The organism is Promicromonospora sp. NPDC050262, from assembly GCF_040655935.1.
Lineage (GTDB): Bacteria > Actinomycetota > Actinomycetes > Actinomycetales > Cellulomonadaceae > Promicromonospora.
Window position 1 is genome coordinate 200900 of sequence record NZ_JBFAKX010000001.1, and the last position, 16517, is coordinate 217416.

A 16517-nucleotide genomic window follows, 5' to 3' on the forward strand; every position below is an offset into this window, starting at 1 on the left:
GCCGGTCGTCAGAGCTCGATCGAGAGCATCCGCGAGCCCGTCGTGCGCACGTAGCCCAGGCTCGCGTACAGGCCGTGGGCCCCGCTCGGGTTGGCCGTGTCGACGTCGAGCACCGCGTACTGCATGCCCTCGGCCGCGAAGGCCCGCATCCCGGCCGCCAGCGCCGCGAGCGCCGCCTTGCGGCCGCGGTAGGCGCGGCGCGCGCCGAGGATGTCGGTGTAGCCGAACGTGTAGCCGCGCACCTCGAAGTCCTCGGTGTACCGGCCCGCGAGCTCGTAGCCCACCACGAGCGGCTCGCCGGCCCGCAGCGCGGCGGCGGTGTCGGGGTCGGTGTCGGGCGAGGCGAGCAGGGCGTCGACGTCGGGGGCGTCGTCGAGCACGAGGAACGACCACTCCGGGGCGAAGCCGGCCCGCTGGGCCCACTGCTCGCGGGTCTGCGGCTGGCTGCCCCAGTGGTCGCGGAACGCGTCGTTGTGCGCCAGACGGGCGGCCTCGGCCAGGTCCTCGGACCACGGCACCAGGCGCAGCGAGCCGGTCAGCTCGACGTCGGGCACCGGCGGCACGTCGGGGCCGGTCAGGGGCCGCGCCAGGTCGGAGTAGTACCGGCGCGGCTCGAGGCCGGCCCGCTCGTAGAGGCGCACCTTGGTGGCGGGCGAGTTGTCCTCGGCGAACACGGCGACGCGGGCGGGCACGTCCTTGCCCGACGCCGCGAGCTTCTGCCGGGCGCGCCCGGTCTCCCAGGCGAAGAGCTGCCGGCCGATGCCCTCGCCGCGCCGGTCGGGGTGCACGCCGCCCCAGCAGAAGGTGCGCACCTCGGTCACGTCACCGGGCGGGCTGTCCACCAGCGCCCAGGCCACGAGCGCCCCGTCTCCGTCGAACCCGAGCAGGGAGTCGGCGGCCATGTCGCGCCAGGCGCCGTCGAACAGCTCGTCGATCTCCTCGGCGGTCTCGACGTACGGCTCGGCGTCGGCGCGGGCGATGTGGTTGCGCAGGGCGAGCCACACGGGCACGTCATCGCGGGTGGCGGGGCGCCAGGTCAGGCCGCCCGCCGTGGGCAGGGTCAGGGTCGCCGGGGCGGCGGCCCGCTCCGCGATCGGGGCGAGGGCGGCCGGCGCGGGGCCTTCGGTCTCGGTGGTCATGGTGCGTCCTTCAGGTTCGGTGTGGTTCAGAGCTCGATGGCGTACAGGGTCGAGCCGTCGCTCTTGGCGTAGCCCAGCCGGGCGTACAGGGCGGGCGCGCCCGTGGGGTTGTCGGTGTCGACGTCGAGCTCGGCGTGCTGCATGCCGTCGCCCGCGTAGACGCGCATGGCGTGCGTGAGCAGGGCGACGCCGATGCGGCGGCCGCGGTAGGCGCGGCGCACGCCCAGCAGGTCGGTGTAGCCGGCGGTGTAGCCCTGCGTCGCCCAGTCGTGCTCGTGCCGCCCGGCGCGGTGCAGCCCCACGACGTACGGGGTTCCGGGCGCGACCGTCGTGTCCCCCGGCTGCTCGTGCTCGGAGCCCGGGTAGCGCACGGACTCGTCGACCACGAGGAACGACCAGTGCGGCGCGAACGAGCTGCGGTGCGCCCGCCAGGACTCGGGCGTGCGCGGCTGGCTGCCCCAGTGGTCCCGGAACGCGTCGTTGCGGGCCAGCCGGGCGGCGTCCTCCAGGGCGTCGGTCCACGGCACCAGGCGCAGCGGGGGTTCGAGGCCGACGGCCGGCACGGGCGCGCTCAGGTCGCGCAGCAGGTTGGCGTAGTAGCGCACGGGCTCGAATCCGCCCGCGCGCAGCAGGTCGCGCCGCTCGGCCGGGTCGGTGTCCACGAGGTCCACGGCGATCCGCGCGGGCAGCCCGGCCAGCCGCGGGTCGCCGTCGTGGGCCGCGAGCGCCTGCCGCGCGCGGCCCACGGCCCAGGCGAACAGCTCGGTGCCGATGCCCTCGCCGCGGCGGCTCGGGTGCACGCCACCGAGGAGCCAGGCCCGCAGGACGGTGGCGCCCTCGGTGGGGAACTGCTCGGCGTAGGCGTACGCGAGCGGCGTGCCGTCGGCGTCGAGGCCGAGGAGCGTGTCCGCCGGGTCGTACGCGGGGGCGTCGAGGCTCTCGGCGACCTCGTCGGCCGGCGTGAACCAGTCGCGGCCGTCGGCCTCCTGGACGGCGCGCACGAGCTCTGCCAGCGCGGGCACGTCCGCCCGCGTCCAGGGACGCCAGGTGAGGCCGCCCGCGGTCGGGTGCGTCAGGACGGCCGGCGCGGCGGCGCGGTCGGCGATGGTGGCGCGCACGGGTGACATGCCGCCACGCTAGGCGACCCGGGCGCCGTCTTCCACGGGATTTGCGGTCGCCGACGCGGGATGCGCGCTCGCGGACGCGAGGAGGGCCAGCTTGCCGGCGTCGTCGGACCCGCTGTCGGGGTGGTAGACGACGAGCATCAGGTGCTCGGCGCCGCCGATACCGAGCCGTTCCCGGTTCACGGTCAGCTCCCCGACCTGCGGGTGGTCGATCCGCAGCGGGGTGCCGCGCTGCCCGCGCACCTCGTGGCGCGCCCAGAGGTCGCGGAACCTCGCGCTGGCGGAGAGCTGCCCGACGAGCTCGACGAACCGCGGGTCGTCCACGTCGGTGCCCGCCGACTGCCGCAGGCTGGCCACGAAGCACTCGGTGACGTTCTCCCACTCCGGGTAGAGCGCCTGGGCGGACGGGTCGAGGAACAGGTCGCGGAGCTGGTTGCCGCCCACGTCCAGGCGCGGGTCGACCGCGCGGGCCAGGGCGTTCGAGGCCACGACGTCGAAGTACCGGCCCTCGACGAACGCCGGCTGCACCAGGGAGTCCAGGAGCTTGCGCGCGCCGTCGGGCAGGGTCTCCTCGCCACGCCCGCGCTGCCGGGCACGCTGCCCGGGGGCGTCGGCGACGAGCGTCAGCAGGTGGGCGAAGTGGTCGTCGTCGAGGTGGAGCACGCGGGCGAGGGACTCCAGCACCTGCACCGACGGGTTGCGGTCGCGCCCGCGCTCCAGGCGCAGGTAGTAGTCGGCGCTGATGCCCGCGAGCATCGCGACCTCCTCCTCGCGGCGCAGCCCTGGCACGCGCCGGGTGCCCGCCTCCGGGAGGCCCGCCTGCCGGGGCGTGACCAGCTCGCGCCGGGCACGCAGGTACGCGCCCAGCGGGTTGGTCTGCTCGCGGAGAGGGGGTCCTGCCGCACCCCTGTCCCAGGAGGGCTCTGGTTCGCCGGTGTGACCGCTCATAGCGTTCCCAACGGCCCGGTCGGGCCGCATATTTCGGAAGGAACACGGATGACCGTCACGCTGATCACCGGTGCCAACAAGGGCATCGGCTACGAGACCGCCCGGCAGCTCCTGGAGCGGGGCCACGACGTCTGGCTCGGCGCCCGCGACGCCGAGCGGGGTGCGCGGGCCGCCGCGACGCTGGGCGCCAGGTTCGTCCAGCTGGACGTGACCGACGACGCGTCGGTCGCCGCCGCGCTGGCGACGATCGACGCGGCCGAGGGCCGGCTCGACGTCCTGGTGCACAACGCGGGCGTCCTGGACACCACGCTGGACGGCCCCACCGCGCTGCGGTCCTTCGACACCAACGCGGTGGGGATCGTGCGCGTCACCGAGGCGGCGCTCCCCCTGCTGCGCCGGTCCGCGAGCCCGAACGTGGTGACCGTCTCCAGCAGCGCCGGCTCGTTCTGGGCCGTGACCCACCCCGAGCGGCCGGAGCACGGCCTGCCGATCGCCCTGTACGCGGCGTCCAAGGCGGCGGCCACCATGCTGACCGTCCAGTACGCCAAGGCGCATCCCGGCATCCGGTTCAACGCCCTGGAGCCCGGCACCACCGCCACCGACATGACCGCGTCGTTCGGCATCGGCCGGTCGCCCGCCGAGTCCGCCGCCGTCGTCGTGCGACTGGCGACCCTCGGCGCGGACGGGCCGACCGGGACCCTCCAGGACGAGAACGGGCCGCTGCCGTTCTAGACACCCCGGGCGCTCAGGCCAGGTCCGCGAGCTCCTTCTCGAACCGGGTGCGCAGCGCCGCCTTCTCGGCGGGCGGCAGCCACGCGGCCTCGACGCCGGCCAGCGCCATGGTGCGCAGCCGGTCGTCGGGCACCGCGAGGTCGTCGGCCAGGATGCGGTACTCGCCGGCCAGGGTCGTGGGGAACATGCCCGGGTCGTCGGACGCCGGGATCACGTTGAGCCCCGCGTCCAGCATCGCGGCGATGGAGGCCCGCCGCCACGGCCGCCACGAGCGGCGCGACGTCGTGGAGATCACCGTGAACGGCACCTGCTCGTCGCGCACGCGCGCCACGACGTCGTCGTCCTGCAGGACGAAGTAGCCGTGGTCGATGCGGTCGCAGCCGAGCACGTCCAGGCAGGTGATGGTGTTGACCGCGACCGGGGCGTGCTCGGAGGAGTGCGCCGTGCGGCCGAGACCCGCCTCGCCGGCGAGCCGGTAGGCCGCCGCGAACCGCTCCGGCGGGCCCGCCGTCTCCAGGTTGTCCAGGCCGATCCCCGCGACGTACTCGTGCGGGTGGTCGACGACGGTGCGCACGCGCTCCAGCGCGTCCTCGCCGGAGCCGGACCGGTCGATCGCGGCGATCAGCCGGCCCGACATGCCGAAGTCGCGCTCGGCCATCCGGATGCCCTCGGCGTACGCCTCGACCGACCCGAGGTAGCCGAGGGCGGCCAGGTGCTCGGGCACGGCGTCGAACGACACCTCGAGGTGGCGCGTCGCGCTCGTGCGGTGCGCCGCCTCGAAGGCCTCGTAGGTGATCCGGGTCAGGTCGTCGGCGTCGCGCAGCACCTGCGTGACCCAGCGGGAGGCCTGGAACAGCGAGTACGAGACCTCCGGCTCGTCGGCGCCACGGCCCTGCGGCACCGGGATGCGGGTGTCGCGGTACAGGTCGGGGTCCGGCGGCAGGGAGTTGATGTCCGCGTAGACGCGCTCGGGCTCGGCGGGCAGGTCGAGGCCCTCCCGCCGGGCCAGCTCGGCGAACGTGCTGGCCCGGACGGTGCCGATGAGGTGGCAGTGCAGGTCGACCTTGGGCATGCGGTCCAGGGTCGTGTGGTTCGTGTGCGTCATGGTGTCGGGCCCGGTCAGCCGGCCGTCACCTCACGGGCGAACCGGTCCACCCACTCGCCGCGCGTGGGCACGAGCTCCGCCGGGTCGAGCGTCGAGTAGCCGGCCTCGACCGGGTCGGCCGCGATGTCCCCCACGACCGCCGCGATGGAGTCCGGCACCGTGGCGGAGGGGTTGACCGGCAGGTCGCCCACGAGCTCGGCGGACTTCGTCTGCGCCTCGGCCGAGAGCAGGTAGTCGATGAACTGGTGCGCGCCGTCCACGTTCGGGGCGCCGGCCGGGATCATGGCGCGGTTGGTGGCCATGTACCGTCCGGTGGCGGGCGGCGTCCACGCGTAGGGCTCACCCGAGGCGACCAGGTCGGTCGCGAAGCCGCTCAGGGAGTCGGCGGCGACGATCTCGCCCTGCGTCAGCAGGTTCGTGACCTCGGTGGACGACGAGTAGAACTGCAGGATCCCGGGGGCCCAGCCGCCGAGGGTGCCCAGCGCGGTGTCGATGTCGTACGGCCCGTCACCGTAGGTCTCCCCCACGCCCGAGACCATGAGCTGCCCGGCCGTGACCGAGATGTCCGGCAGCGCGAGGCGGCCCGCGAGCTGGTCGTCCCCGTACAGGTCCCACTGCGCGGCCTCCTGCGCCGACAGCGCCTCGGTCGAGTAGATGGTCCCGTTGAGCTGGTAGCTGTAGGCGGGACCGGCGTAGCCGTCCTCGAGCGCGAAGTCGGCCACCTCGTCCAGGGACGGCACCTTCGCGGCGTCGACCTCCTGGAACAGGTCGCTCTCCTGGCCGAGCGCGGCGTAGTAGTCCGAGATCAGCATGACGTCGATGCCGGAGTCGTCGCCCGCCACCTGGAGCTGCGAGAGCCGGTCGGCGTTCGAGCCGGTCTCCACCTCGACCTTGATCCCGGTCTCGGCGGTGAACGGGTCGATGACCGCCTCCTGGAACTCCTCCACGCCGAACGGGAACGTGGAGACGACGATCGTGTCCTCGGCCGCGGCGTCGTCCCCGGCGGAGCAGCCGGAGACCAGCAGGGCGGTGGCCGCGAGGCCGGAGGCGAGGGCCGCGGCGCGGCGGGCAGGCACAGCGTGGGTCATGACAGTCCTTCGGTTGCGGGTTCGGCGGTCAGGAGGGCCAGGCGCGCCCGGGGCGCGAGCAGGCGGACGCGGTCGCCGGCCGACGGCGTCGGCCCGGTCGCGGCGTCGGAGTGGTCGGACCGGTGGTCGGCCCTGTGGTCGGCGACGAGGCGCACGGGCGCGCCGGCCGGGTCGGTGGCGTCGAGGGTCACGAGCAGGTCGACGCCGCGGTAGGCGACGTCGGCCACGACGGCGTCGAGCACGACGGCGCCGTCCGCCGCCCCGTCCAGGGGCGCGCCCGCGGGGACGATCCGCAGGTGCTCGGGGCGGACGGCGGCCTCGCGGCCGTCGGCCAGCGTCAGGAAGTTCTCATAGCCGAGGAACTCGGCGACGAACCGGTCGGCCGGCGCGGGAAAGACGTCGCGGGGCGCGCCGGTCTGCACGACCTTGCCGGCGCGCATGAGCACCATCTCGTCGGACATCTCCAGGGCCTCGTCCTGGTCGTGCGTCACGAGCACGACGGTCAGCCCGGTCTCCGACTGGATGCGGCGGATCTCGGCGCGCATCTGCACGCGCAGCCGCGCGTCCAGGTTGGACAGCGGCTCGTCGAGCAGCAGCAGGCGCGGGCGGATGGCGATGGCGCGGGCCAGCGCGACACGCTGCTGCTGGCCGCCGGAGAGCTGCTTGGGCCTGCGGTCGCCCAGGTGCCCCAGGCCCACGAGCTCCAGGGCCTCCCCGGCCCGGCGCCGCCGCTCGGGCGCGGGCACCTTGCGCATCGTCAGGCCGTAGGCCACGTTGTCGGCGACCGTCAGGTGCGGGAACAGCGCGTAGGACTGGAAGACCATGCCCAGGTCGCGCTTCTCCGGCGGGGTGCGGGTCGCGTCCTGGCCGTCGATCAGGATGCGGCCCGACGTCGGCGAGGCGTACCCGGCGAGCATGCGCAGCGTCGTCGTCTTGCCGCAGCCGCTGGGGCCCAGCAGCGTGGTCAGGCGGCCGCGCGGGATCCGCAGGTCGATCGAGTCGACGGCGGTGAAGCTGCCGAACCGCTGGGAGACGCCGACGAGCTCGGCGGCGGGGGTGGTCATCGGTTGATTCCTCCGAAGATCTTGGCGAAGCCGACCGTGCGCTCGGCGACGACGGCCACCACGACGGTCGCGGCCAGCACGAGGGTGGACGCGGCGGCGACCATCGGGTCGTAGCTCTGCTGGACGTAGTCGAGCATCGTGACGGGCAGCGTCCGGAAGTCGCGGGTCTGCAGCAGCAGCGACAGCGGCACGTTGTTGAACGAGGTGACGAAGCCGAGCAGGCCCGCCGAGATGAGGCCCGGGCGCAGCATCGGGAGCGTGACGGTGACGAACGCGCGCAACGGCGAGGCGCCCAGGCCGCGCGCCGCCTCCTCCAGGGCCGGGTCGGCCAGTGCCAGGGACGCCCCGGTGACGCGCACGGCGTAGGGCAGCAGCAGCGCCGTGTGGCCCAGCAGCAGGGTGGTGAAGTTGTCCAGGTGCAGGCCGATCATGAGCTGCTGGTACAGCGCGAGGCCCACCACCAGCTCCGGCACCACGAGCGGCGACAGGAACAGGCCCTCCAGCAGTCCCTTGCCCGGGATCCGGCCGCGGTGGATCGCGAGCGTCACCGGCACGCCCAGCACCAGGGCCAGCGCGGTGGCGAGCACCGCGAGCTCCAGGCTGGAGACCACGGCCTCCGTGAACGGCGAGTACGCCACCGCCTCGCCGAACCACTTCAGCGAGAGTCCCTCGGGTGGGAAGCGCAGCGTGCTGCCGGCGGTGAACGCCGTGGCCACGACGAACAGGATGGGCACGATCATGATCACGTAGCCCGCCACGGCGAGCGTGCCGGCCACGGGGTGGCGCAACCGCAGGGAGCGGCCCGCTCCCTGGTCCAGGGTCTGGCCGGTCATGAGGTGGCTCCCTTCCGGCCCACCAGGGCCGAGATCCCGGAGACCAGGAAGACCAGCACCGTCATCACGATCGCCGTGGCCGACGCCGCCGCCCAGTCGACCGTGACGCTCGCGTAGGAGAAGAGCTGGGTCGAGAGCATGCGCTGGCTGGACCCGCCGAGCAGGTACGGGGTGGTGTACGCGGTCACGGAGCCGGCGAACACGAGCGTGGCCGCGACCACGATGCCGGGCAGCGAGAGCGGCACCAGGATGGTCCAGAAGGACCGGGTGCGGCTGGCGCCCAGGCCCCGGGCCGCCTCGTCGAGGCCGGGGTCGACCTGCGCGACGGCGGAGTAGCAGGTGATGACGGCCAGCGGCAGGAAGAGCTGGACCAGGCCCAGCACGATCGCCAGCTCGGTGTACAGGAGCTGGGGCGCCTTCTCCACGATGCCCAGGCCCGTCAGGAGCTGGCCGATGACGCCGTTCGATCCGAGCACCACGAGCCAGCCGAAGGTGCGCACCACGTTGCTCAGCAGCAGCGGGAAGATCGCCAGCGCGAGCAGCACGCCCGCCCACCGGGACTGCGACCGGGCCAGCAGCGAGGCGATCGGGAACCCGAGCGCCACGCACAGGGCGGTGACGATCAGGCCGATGCGCACGGTGCGCCAGATGATCCCGAGGTCGTAGGGGTCGGTGAGCATCACGCCCATGCGCTCGATCACCTGGGCGAACGTCACGCCGGGCGGGGCGAAGAGCATCGCGACCGCCGGCAGCAGGAAGCCGACGAGCAGGAACGCCAGCCCCGGCAGGAGCAGCAGAAGTGTGGAACGTGCTCGCACGAGCCGTCTTTCGTTGATGGAACCGGTTCCATCGGACCCTAAGGCATGTGTGGCCGAGCTCCTGCAATCCCGCGTTAACTTCCTGTTACGCGCACGGGCAGAGTGGGCGGAAACGGTTGCATCGGCCGTCTAGAGTGTGCGCAACGACCAAGGAGGTACGGTGCCTGATCTGTCCGACGTCGCCGCGGTGGCCGGCGTCTCCAAGGCGACCGCGTCGCGCGCGCTGAACGGGAGCGGCCTGGTGGCCCCCGAGACCGCGGTGCGCGTGGTGGCCGCGGCCGCCCGGCTCGGCTACGTGCCCAACCGCGCGGCCCGCGAGCTCGCCCGTGGGCGTACCGGCATCATCGCCATCGTCGTCCCCACCCTGGACAACACCTTCTTCACCCCGATCATCGCCGGCGCCCAGGCGCGCGCCGAGGAGGCGGGCCTCCAGCTCACGGTGGCGGTGCACGCCCTGGACTCCGCGGACGCCGTCGAGCGGCTGTCCCGGCAGGTCGACGGGTTCCTCGTCGTCGCGCCGCGCGGCACCGACACGCTCGTGGCCGGGGTCGGCGCGACCAAGCCCGCCGTCCTGGTGGACCGCGAGATCGACGGGATGACGTCGGTCGTGGCCGACACCGCCACGGCCTTCGGCGCCCTGACCACCCGGCTGGCCGCCGAGGGACATCCGCGCATCGTCTACGTGGGCGGCCCCGAGGGGTCCTGGCAGGACCGGCAGCGCACCGCCGCCGTGCGGGACGCCGCGCAGCGGGCCGGCGCCGAGCTCACCGTGCTCGGCCCGCGCCCGGCCACGTTCGTCGCGGGCGTCGAGGTGACGCCGTCGGTGCTGGAGACCGGCGCCACCGCCGTCGTGCCGTACGCGACGTCCATCGGGCTGGGGCTGCTGCTGGCGCTGGGCACGCGCGGCGTCGAGGTGCCGCGCGACCTGGTGGTGAGCACGGAGCCCACGGTCATCGAGGCGCTCGGCCTGGAGCACACGCCCGCCATCGACGTGGACGGCGAGGAGCTGGGCCGCACCGCGATGGACCTGCTGGCGCGGCAGCTCGACGGACAGGACGAGCCGGGACGTCAGGTGCGGCTGCCGGTGCCCGTGCGGGGCTGACGCCGGGTGCCCGGCGCCCGGCGCCCGGTACCCGGGCCCGGGCGCGCGCTCAGCGCAGCACGATCACGAGCTGGGTGAGCAGCGGCGCCACCACGAGGGCCGGCAGCAGGTCGCCGACCGGGATCTGCTTGAGGTGCAGCAGCCGCAGCCCGATACCCACCAGCATGAGACCGCCCGTGGCCGTGAGCGCGGCGATGTGCGCGTCGGGCAGCACGGACCCGAGCAGCACCCCCGCCAGCGTGACGAGACCCTGGACCACACCGACCGACACCGCGGAGAGCAGCACCCCGACGCCGAACGACGACGCGAACGCCAGCGCCGCGAAACCGTCGAGCACCGACTTGAGCAGGAGCTGGTCGATGCCGCGGCCCAGCCCGTCGGACAGCGACCCCAGGATCGCGAGCGGCCCGACGCAGAACAGCAGCGACGCGGTGAGCCAGCCCTCGATGAAGCGCTCGCGCGCCGCGTGGTCCTGGCCGGTCTCGGTCGCGTCGATCAGCACGGGACGGTGCGAGGCGCGCCGGCCGCTCGAGCGCCGGGCGTCGGTGCGCCGGGCCAGCCAGCCCTGGATGGTGCCGGCCAGTCCCTCCAGGCGGTCCTCGATCCGCAGCAGCGAGCCGGCGATGCCGCCGATCAGCAGGGAGCCGAGCACGATCAGCACGGGCGCGCCCGAGCCCGTGGCAGCGACGAACGCGGCGTCGGTGACCGCGACCGCCGACAGCGCGGCGACCAGCAGGGTCACGAGGCCGAGGATGTCGGTCACCACCGCGTGGGTGCGCTGGGGAAGCCGGTGCCCCACCGCCATGCCGAGGAGCGACCCGACGACGAACGTCCCGACGTTGACGAGAGTGCCCAGGCCCGGGAAGTCGACGTTCACCGAGCGAGCCTACTGCGGCGCGCGGCGTCGACGGCGCCGCGGCAGCCGCACACCGCCCAGGGAGAGAGCCTTCGCAGCGGGAAGGGTAACGAGCACGTAGCAGTGCTACCTCTCCGTTACCCCTCCGGCCGAGTAGGCCTTGCCCCCCACCCGCCGCGACGGCACGACCGACACCGCGACTGCACGACCGCGCCGCGCGCTCAGTGCACCGAGAAGCCGCCGTCCACGAACAGCGAGTGGCCCGTGACGTAGCCCGAGGCGGCGCTGGCGAGGAAGACGGCGGCGCCCGCGAAGTCCTCGGGCACGCCGTTGCGGCCGACGGTGGTGCGAGCGGCGAGGGCCGTGACCTTCTCGGCGTCGTCCTGCAGGTGCTGGTTCAGGGGCGTGAGGACGAACCCGGGCACGAGGGTGTTGGCGGTGACGCCGCGCGCGGACCAGGCCTCGGACTGGGAGCGGGCGAGCGACTCGAGGGCGCCCTTGGAGACGCCGTAGACACCGCTGTCGACGAACGACCGGTGGGCCTGCTGCGAGGAGATGTGGATGAGGCGGCCGAAGCCGCGGGCTGCCATGCCGGGCGCGAACCGCTGCCCGAGCATGAACGGCGCCTCCAGGTTGACCGTCATCGTGACCTCCCAGGTCTCCTGGTCGACCTGGCCGAGGTGGGGGCGCAGGTTGATGCCCGCGCTGTTGACGAGGATGTCGGGCTCCCCGGTGGCCGCGACGATCCCGTCGGCGGCGGCGCGGATGCCGTCGCGGCTGGAGAGGTCGGCGACGACGGTCTCCACGGCGCAGCCCCGTTCGCGCAGGCCGGCGGCGACCTCGTCGAGCCGGTCGGCGCCGCGCGCCAGGAGCACGGTGCGCGCCCCGGCCTGCGCGAGCGCCTCGGCGATGGCCCGTCCGATGCCGGAGCTGCCGCCGGTCACCACGGCGGTGCGGCCCTCCAGGGAGAACAAGGAGTCCAGGTAGTCGTGCGTCGTCATGGCGGGGACGATACTCGCGGTGAGAGACCGCCTGCCGGGCACGCACGGCGTCGTCGTCCGGCCAAGGCTTACGCTGCCCGGGTGACCGCGCTGCCCGCCGCCCTGCCCACGCTCGCCGAGCGTTCCGCCGCCCTGCTGGAGGCGATGCGCACGCGCGTGGTCGTGGCCGACGGCGCGATGGGCACGATGATCCAGGAGGCGAACCCGACCCTGGACGACTACCAGGGCCTGGAGGGCTGCAACGAGATCCTGACGGTCTCGCGGCCCGACCTCATCGCCGGGGTGCACGACGCGTTCCTCGAGGTGGGCGTCGACGCGATCGAGTCGAACACGTTCGGGGCCAACTGGTCGAACCTGTCGGACTACGGCATCGACGACCGCATCCGCGAGCTGGCCCGCGAGGGCGCCCGGATCGCGCGCGAGCGCGCCGACGCCCACGCGACGCCGGACCGGCCGCGCTGGGTGCTGGGCTCGATGGGCCCCGGCACCAAGCTGCCGTCGCTGGGACACACCACGTACGAGCACCTGCGCGACACCTTCGCGGAGCAGGCGGCGGGCCTGATCGAGGGCGGCGCCGACGCGCTGCTGATCGAGACCAGCCAGGACCTGCTGCAGGCCAAGGCCGCGGTGACGGGCTGCCGGCAGGCGATGGCGGAGACCGGCCGACGGGTGGCGGTCATCGTGTCGGTGACGGTGGAGACCACCGGGACCATGCTGATGGGCTCCGAGATCGGCGCGGCGCTGGTGGCGCTGCAGGCGCTGGACATCGACGCGATCGGCATGAACTGCGCCACGGGTCCGGAGCAGATGAGCGAGCACCTGCGGCACCTGTCGCAGCACGCCCAGATGCCGGTGGCGTGCATGCCGAACGCGGGCCTGCCGGTGCTCGGGCCGCACGGCGCCTCCTACCCGCTGACGCCGCAGGAGCTGGCCGCCGCGCACACGCAGTTCGCGCGCGAGTTCGGCCTGGGCCTGGTGGGCGGCTGCTGCGGCACCACGCCGGAGCACATGCGCCTGGTGGTCGAGGCCGTCGGCGGGCAGCCCGTGGCCGCGCGCGAGCCGGTGCGGGAGAACGCCGTCGCCTCGCTGTACTCGGCCACGGACCTGCGGCAGGAGACGAGCTTCCTGGCGATCGGCGAGCGCACCAACGCCAACGGCTCCAAGGCGTTCCGCGAGGCGATGCTGGAGGCCCGCTGGGACGACGTCGTGGACATCGCCCGCGCCCAGACCCGCGACGGCGCGCACCTGCTGGACGTGTGCGTGGACTACGTGGGGCGCGACGGCGTCGCGGACGTGCGGGACGTCGTCTCCCGCCTCGCGTCGGCGAGCACGCTGCCGCTGGTGATCGACTCCACGGAGCCCGCCGTGATCCGCGCGGGCCTGGAGCTGCTGGGCGGCCGCGGCGTGGTCAACTCGGTGAACTTCGAGGACGGCGACGGGCCGACGTCGCGGTTCGGGCGGATCATGCCGGCCGTCGTCGAGCACGGCGCCGCCGTCGTCGCCCTGACGATCGACGAGGAGGGGCAGGCCCGGACCGCCGACGGCAAGGTGGCCATCGCGTCGCGGCTGATCGACACCCTGGTGGGCGACTGGGGCATGCGGGTGGACGACATCATCGTCGACGCCCTGACCTTCCCGATCGCCACGGGCCAGGAGGAGACGCGGCGCGACGCGATCGAGACCATCGAGGCGATCCGGCGCATCACGCGCAAGTACCCCGGCGTGCACACCACGCTCGGCGTCTCGAACGTGTCGTTCGGCCTGAACCCGGCGGCGCGCGCGGTGCTGAACTCGGTGTTCCTGCACGAGGCGACCGAGGCGGGGCTGGACTCGGCGATCGTGCACGCGGCGAAGATCCTGCCGCTGTCCTCCATCCCCGACGAGCAGCGCCGGACGGCGCTCGACCTGGTGTGGGACCGGCGCGAGTGGGACGCCGACGGGAACCTGACCTACGACCCCCTGTCCAAGCTGCTGGACCTGTTCGAGGGCGTGGACGCCGCGGCGATCCGCGACCAGCGCGCCGCGGAGCTGGCGGCGCTGCCGACCGGCGAGCGGCTGGCGCGGCGCATCGTGGACGGCGCCCGCAAGGGCCTGGAGGCGGACCTCGACCTGGCGCTGGGCGAGGGCATGAAGGCCCTGGACATCGTCAACGACCACCTGCTGGAGGGCATGAAGGTGGTCGGCGACCTGTTCGGGCGGGGCGAGATGCAGCTCCCGTTCGTGCTCCAGTCGGCCGAGGTGATGAAGGCCGCCGTCGCGCTGCTGGAGCCGCACATGGAGCGCCTGGAGGGCGACTCCGGGTCCAAGGGGACCATCGTGCTGGCCACGGTGCGCGGCGACGTGCACGACATCGGCAAGAACCTCGTGGACATCATCCTGACGAACAACGGCTACACGGTGGTGAACATCGGCATCAAGCAGCCGGTGAGCGCGATGATCGACGCCGCGATCGAGCACGACGCCGACGTGATCGGCATGTCGGGGCTGCTCGTGAAGTCGACGGTGGTGATGAAGGAGAACCTGGAGGAGCTGGCCTCCCGCGGGTTCGAGAAGCGCTGGCCGGTGCTGCTGGGCGGGGCCGCCCTGACCCGCACGTACGTCGAGGACGACCTCGCCGGCGCCTTCCCCGGCACCGTCCGGTACGCGAAGGACGCGTTCGAGGGCCTGCGGCTCATGGAGCCCCTGGTGCGGGTCGCGCGCGGCGCCTCGCCGGACGACGTCGGCCTGCCGGCGCTGCGCAAGCGCCGCCACAACGTGGTGACGGTGACGCAGACGGCGCCCGAGGACCTGCCCGCCCGCTCGGACGTGGCCACCGACAACCCCGTGCCGGAGCCGCCGTTCTGGGGCACGCGGATCGTCAAGGGCGTGCAGCTCTCGGAGTACGCGGCGTTCCTGGACGAGCGCGCGACGTTCATGGGCCAGTGGGGTCTCAAGCCCGGCCGCGCCTCTGCTTCCGGTCCGGCCGGTGCTTCTTACGAGGAGCTGGTCGAGACCGAGGGCCGCCCACGGCTCGCCGAGTGGATGGACCGCATCCGCACCGACCAGATCATGGACCCGACCGTGGTGTACGGGTACTTCCCGGTGTGGTCCGAGGGGGACGACGTCGTCGTCGCGCACCACGGGGACCTCAACGGGACCGGAGCGCCCGACGGCGGTTCCGGGGGCGAGGTCGGGACCGAGCGGCTGCGGTTCCACTTCCCGCGGCAGCGGCGTGACCGGCACCTGTGCCTGGCGGACTTCGTCCGGCCGCGGTCCTTCGTCGAGGAGACCGGGCGGTTCGACGTGCTGCCGGTGCAGCTCGTGACCGTGGGCGACACGGTGTCCGCGCACACCGCCAAGCTGTTCGAGGCGAACAAGTACCGCGAGTACATGGAGCTGCACGGGCTGTCGGTGCAGCTCACGGAGGCGCTGGCGGAGTTCTGGCACTCCCGGGTGCGCTCGGAGCTGGGCTTCGGGGACGAGGACCCGAAGAGCGTGGAGGGCATGTTCAAGCTGGAGTACCGCGGGGCGCGGATGTCGCTCGGGTATCCGGCGTGCCCCGACATGGAGGACCGGCACAAGGTGGTGGAGCTGCTGCGGCCGGAGCGGGTCGGCGTGACGCTGTCGGACGAGCTGCAGCTGCACCCGGAGCAGTCCACCGATGCCTTCGTGTTCCACCACCCGGAGGCGAAGTACTTCTCGGTGTGACTTCTGGGGTGGTGGCCGTCCGACCAGGTCAAGCCTGTTCTGGCTGGTCAGAGCCCCGGATGTCACGTTCGGCCGGCAGACCCGGTCAGTCAGGGCGACGGCATCCGTCGTCCCGCGCGGGTGGGAACTCGGCGGTCCAGCGAAGCAGGAGACCAACCATGAACGTGAACAAGCGCGCCCACCGGCGCCGAGCAGGACGCCGCGCCGGCTCAGCCCTGCTACTGGGCCTGATCGTCCTCGCTTCCGCCGTCTCCGCCCCGGCAGCGACGGGTGCCCCGGCCACCCGCCCCGGGCCGCAGCCCACGATCGTGCTGGTGCACGGCGCCTGGGCCGATGCCTCGAGCTGGTCCGGTGTGGTCCGCCAGCTCCAGGCCGATGGTCAGCACGTCATCGCCACCGCCAACCCGCTGCGCTCGCTCGCGGGTGATACCGACTATCTCAAGACGCTGCTCGGCACCATCGACGGCCCCGTGGTTCTCGTCGGCCACTCCTACGGAGCCGCCGTGATCACCAACGCGGCCACCGGCGACCCCGACGTCAAGGCGCTGGTCTTCGTGAACGGCTCGGTTCCCGCGGAAGGGGAGACCGTCGCGGAGCTCGCGGGCCCCGACTCGGCACTCGCGGCCGACCCGACCACGATCTTCGACTTCGCGCCCGCGACGCTGCCGCCCACGCCCGAGACCGACGTCTACCTGAAGTCCTCGACGTTCCTGGAGTCGTTCGCCACGGGACTCAGCCGGGACCGTGCGTTCACCCTGTGGGCGACTCAACGTCCGATCACCTTCGGAGCTCTGAACGAGCCGTCGGGCGAGCCCGCCTGGAAGTCCATCCCGAGCTGGTACCTCATCGGCACCAGGGACCTGGTCATTCCGGCCAGCGCCCAGCAGGGAATGGCTGAGAAGGCCGGTTCGACCGTCATCCGGTTCCGCGCCGGCCACCTCGGCCTTCTGACCGATCCGACGACGGTCACGCGGACCATCACCACCGCTGTCCGCGCGACGCGCTGACCTGCGGTCCGGC

General features: G+C 73.5%; 14 protein-coding genes. 4 read left to right on the forward strand and 10 right to left on the reverse strand.

What is annotated here, in order from left to right; genetic code table 11:
- Positions 1 to 8: 8 nt before the first annotated feature.
- The 3 genes from AB0I29_RS00945 to AB0I29_RS00955 are packed head-to-tail and all read right to left on the reverse strand — an operon-like array spanning position 9 to position 3211.
- Entirely contained in the window at positions 9 to 1139 is a 1131-nt protein-coding gene (locus AB0I29_RS00945) for a GNAT family N-acetyltransferase (protein ID WP_357476901.1), read from the reverse strand.
- 26 nt (positions 1140 to 1165) lie between these two features.
- The gene (locus AB0I29_RS00950; protein ID WP_357476904.1) at positions 1166 to 2266 is read right to left on the reverse strand and encodes a GNAT family N-acetyltransferase; all 1101 of its coding nucleotides are present in this window, start codon (positions 2264 to 2266) and stop codon (positions 1166 to 1168) included.
- A gap of 9 nt (positions 2267 to 2275) precedes the next feature.
- Positions 2276 to 3211 carry a helix-turn-helix transcriptional regulator gene (locus AB0I29_RS00955; protein WP_357476907.1) on the reverse strand — a complete coding sequence of 312 codons (936 nt, stop codon included), beginning with the start codon at positions 3209 to 3211 and terminating at the stop codon, positions 2276 to 2278.
- A 48-nt stretch (positions 3212 to 3259) separates the two neighbouring features.
- Here AB0I29_RS00955 and AB0I29_RS00960 point away from each other — a divergent pair, with 48 nt between their 5' ends.
- Positions 3260 to 3943, forward strand: a complete 684-nt coding sequence (locus AB0I29_RS00960) for an SDR family NAD(P)-dependent oxidoreductase (protein ID WP_285103528.1) — start codon at positions 3260 to 3262, stop codon at positions 3941 to 3943.
- A gap of 13 nt (positions 3944 to 3956) precedes the next feature.
- Here AB0I29_RS00960 and AB0I29_RS00965 read toward each other — a convergent pair whose 3' ends face one another.
- From AB0I29_RS00965 to AB0I29_RS00985, 5 genes are read right to left on the reverse strand one after another with little or no spacing between them, the layout of a single operon-like run.
- On the reverse strand, positions 3957 to 5015 hold the full coding sequence (locus AB0I29_RS00965; RefSeq protein WP_285103527.1) for a hypothetical protein: 1059 nt from the start codon (positions 5013 to 5015) through the stop codon (positions 3957 to 3959).
- A 47-nt stretch (positions 5016 to 5062) separates the two neighbouring features.
- Entirely contained in the window at positions 5063 to 6136 is a 1074-nt protein-coding gene (locus AB0I29_RS00970; RefSeq protein WP_357476910.1) for an extracellular solute-binding protein, read from the reverse strand.
- Positions 6133 to 7200, reverse strand: a complete 1068-nt coding sequence (locus AB0I29_RS00975) for an ABC transporter ATP-binding protein (RefSeq protein WP_357476913.1) — start codon at positions 7198 to 7200, stop codon at positions 6133 to 6135. Before AB0I29_RS00975 ends, AB0I29_RS00970 begins: the two co-directional genes overlap by 4 nt.
- On the reverse strand, positions 7197 to 8033 hold the full coding sequence (locus AB0I29_RS00980; RefSeq protein ID WP_357476916.1) for an ABC transporter permease subunit: 837 nt from the start codon (positions 8031 to 8033) through the stop codon (positions 7197 to 7199). The genes AB0I29_RS00975 and AB0I29_RS00980 overlap by 4 nt, the downstream gene beginning before the upstream one ends.
- Positions 8030 to 8851, reverse strand: coding sequence for an ABC transporter permease (locus AB0I29_RS00985; protein ID WP_357476919.1), 822 nt, complete (start codon positions 8849 to 8851; stop codon positions 8030 to 8032). The genes AB0I29_RS00980 and AB0I29_RS00985 overlap by 4 nt, the downstream gene beginning before the upstream one ends.
- Positions 8852 to 9011: 160 nt before the next feature.
- On the opposite strand from AB0I29_RS00985, the gene AB0I29_RS00990 reads away from it, so the two are divergent.
- Positions 9012 to 9953, forward strand: coding sequence for a LacI family DNA-binding transcriptional regulator (locus AB0I29_RS00990; RefSeq protein WP_285103521.1), 942 nt, complete (start codon positions 9012 to 9014; stop codon positions 9951 to 9953).
- 49 nt (positions 9954 to 10002) lie between these two features.
- Here the strand turns inward: AB0I29_RS00990 and AB0I29_RS00995 are convergent, their stop codons facing one another.
- Complete coding sequence (locus AB0I29_RS00995) at positions 10003 to 10830, reverse strand: DUF554 domain-containing protein (RefSeq protein ID WP_357476923.1); 828 nt, start codon at positions 10828 to 10830, stop codon at positions 10003 to 10005.
- A 200-nt stretch (positions 10831 to 11030) separates the two neighbouring features.
- The gene (locus AB0I29_RS01000; protein WP_357476926.1) at positions 11031 to 11810 is read right to left on the reverse strand and encodes an SDR family oxidoreductase; all 780 of its coding nucleotides are present in this window, start codon (positions 11808 to 11810) and stop codon (positions 11031 to 11033) included.
- A 144-nt stretch (positions 11811 to 11954) separates the two neighbouring features.
- Here AB0I29_RS01000 and metH point away from each other — a divergent pair, with 144 nt between their 5' ends.
- Together metH and AB0I29_RS01010 are read left to right on the forward strand one after the other, a co-directional pair.
- Entirely contained in the window at positions 11955 to 15497 is a 3543-nt protein-coding gene (gene metH / locus AB0I29_RS01005) for a methionine synthase (RefSeq protein WP_357478084.1), read from the forward strand.
- Positions 15498 to 15655: 158 nt separating this feature from the next.
- Entirely contained in the window at positions 15656 to 16504 is an 849-nt protein-coding gene (locus tag AB0I29_RS01010) for an alpha/beta fold hydrolase (protein ID WP_357476929.1), read from the forward strand.
- The last annotated feature ends 13 nt before the right edge of the window (positions 16505 to 16517 follow it).

Excerpts from the sequence above, each read along its gene's own strand:
- AB0I29_RS00945 (WP_357476901.1), bottom strand. The coding sequence starts at position 1,139 with ATGACCACCGAGACCGAAGGCCCCGCGCCGGCCGCCCTCGCCCCGATC.
- AB0I29_RS00950 (WP_357476904.1), bottom strand. The coding sequence starts at position 2,266 with ATGTCACCCGTGCGCGCCACCATCGCCGACCGCGCCGCCGCGCCGGCC.
- AB0I29_RS00955 (WP_357476907.1), bottom strand. The coding sequence starts at position 3,211 with ATGAGCGGTCACACCGGCGAACCAGAGCCCTCCTGGGACAGGGGTGCG.
- AB0I29_RS00960 (WP_285103528.1), top strand. The coding sequence starts at position 3,260 with ATGACCGTCACGCTGATCACCGGTGCCAACAAGGGCATCGGCTACGAG.
- AB0I29_RS00965 (WP_285103527.1), bottom strand. The coding sequence starts at position 5,015 with ATGCCCAAGGTCGACCTGCACTGCCACCTCATCGGCACCGTCCGGGCC.
- AB0I29_RS00970 (WP_357476910.1), bottom strand. The coding sequence starts at position 6,136 with ATGACCCACGCTGTGCCTGCCCGCCGCGCCGCGGCCCTCGCCTCCGGC.
- AB0I29_RS00975 (WP_357476913.1), bottom strand. The coding sequence starts at position 7,200 with ATGACCACCCCCGCCGCCGAGCTCGTCGGCGTCTCCCAGCGGTTCGGC.
- AB0I29_RS00980 (WP_357476916.1), bottom strand. The coding sequence starts at position 8,033 with ATGACCGGCCAGACCCTGGACCAGGGAGCGGGCCGCTCCCTGCGGTTG.
- AB0I29_RS01000 (WP_357476926.1), bottom strand. The coding sequence starts at position 11,810 with ATGACGACGCACGACTACCTGGACTCCTTGTTCTCCCTGGAGGGCCGC.
- metH (WP_357478084.1), top strand. The coding sequence starts at position 11,955 with ATGCGCACGCGCGTGGTCGTGGCCGACGGCGCGATGGGCACGATGATC.
- AB0I29_RS01010 (WP_357476929.1), top strand. The coding sequence starts at position 15,656 with ATGAACGTGAACAAGCGCGCCCACCGGCGCCGAGCAGGACGCCGCGCC.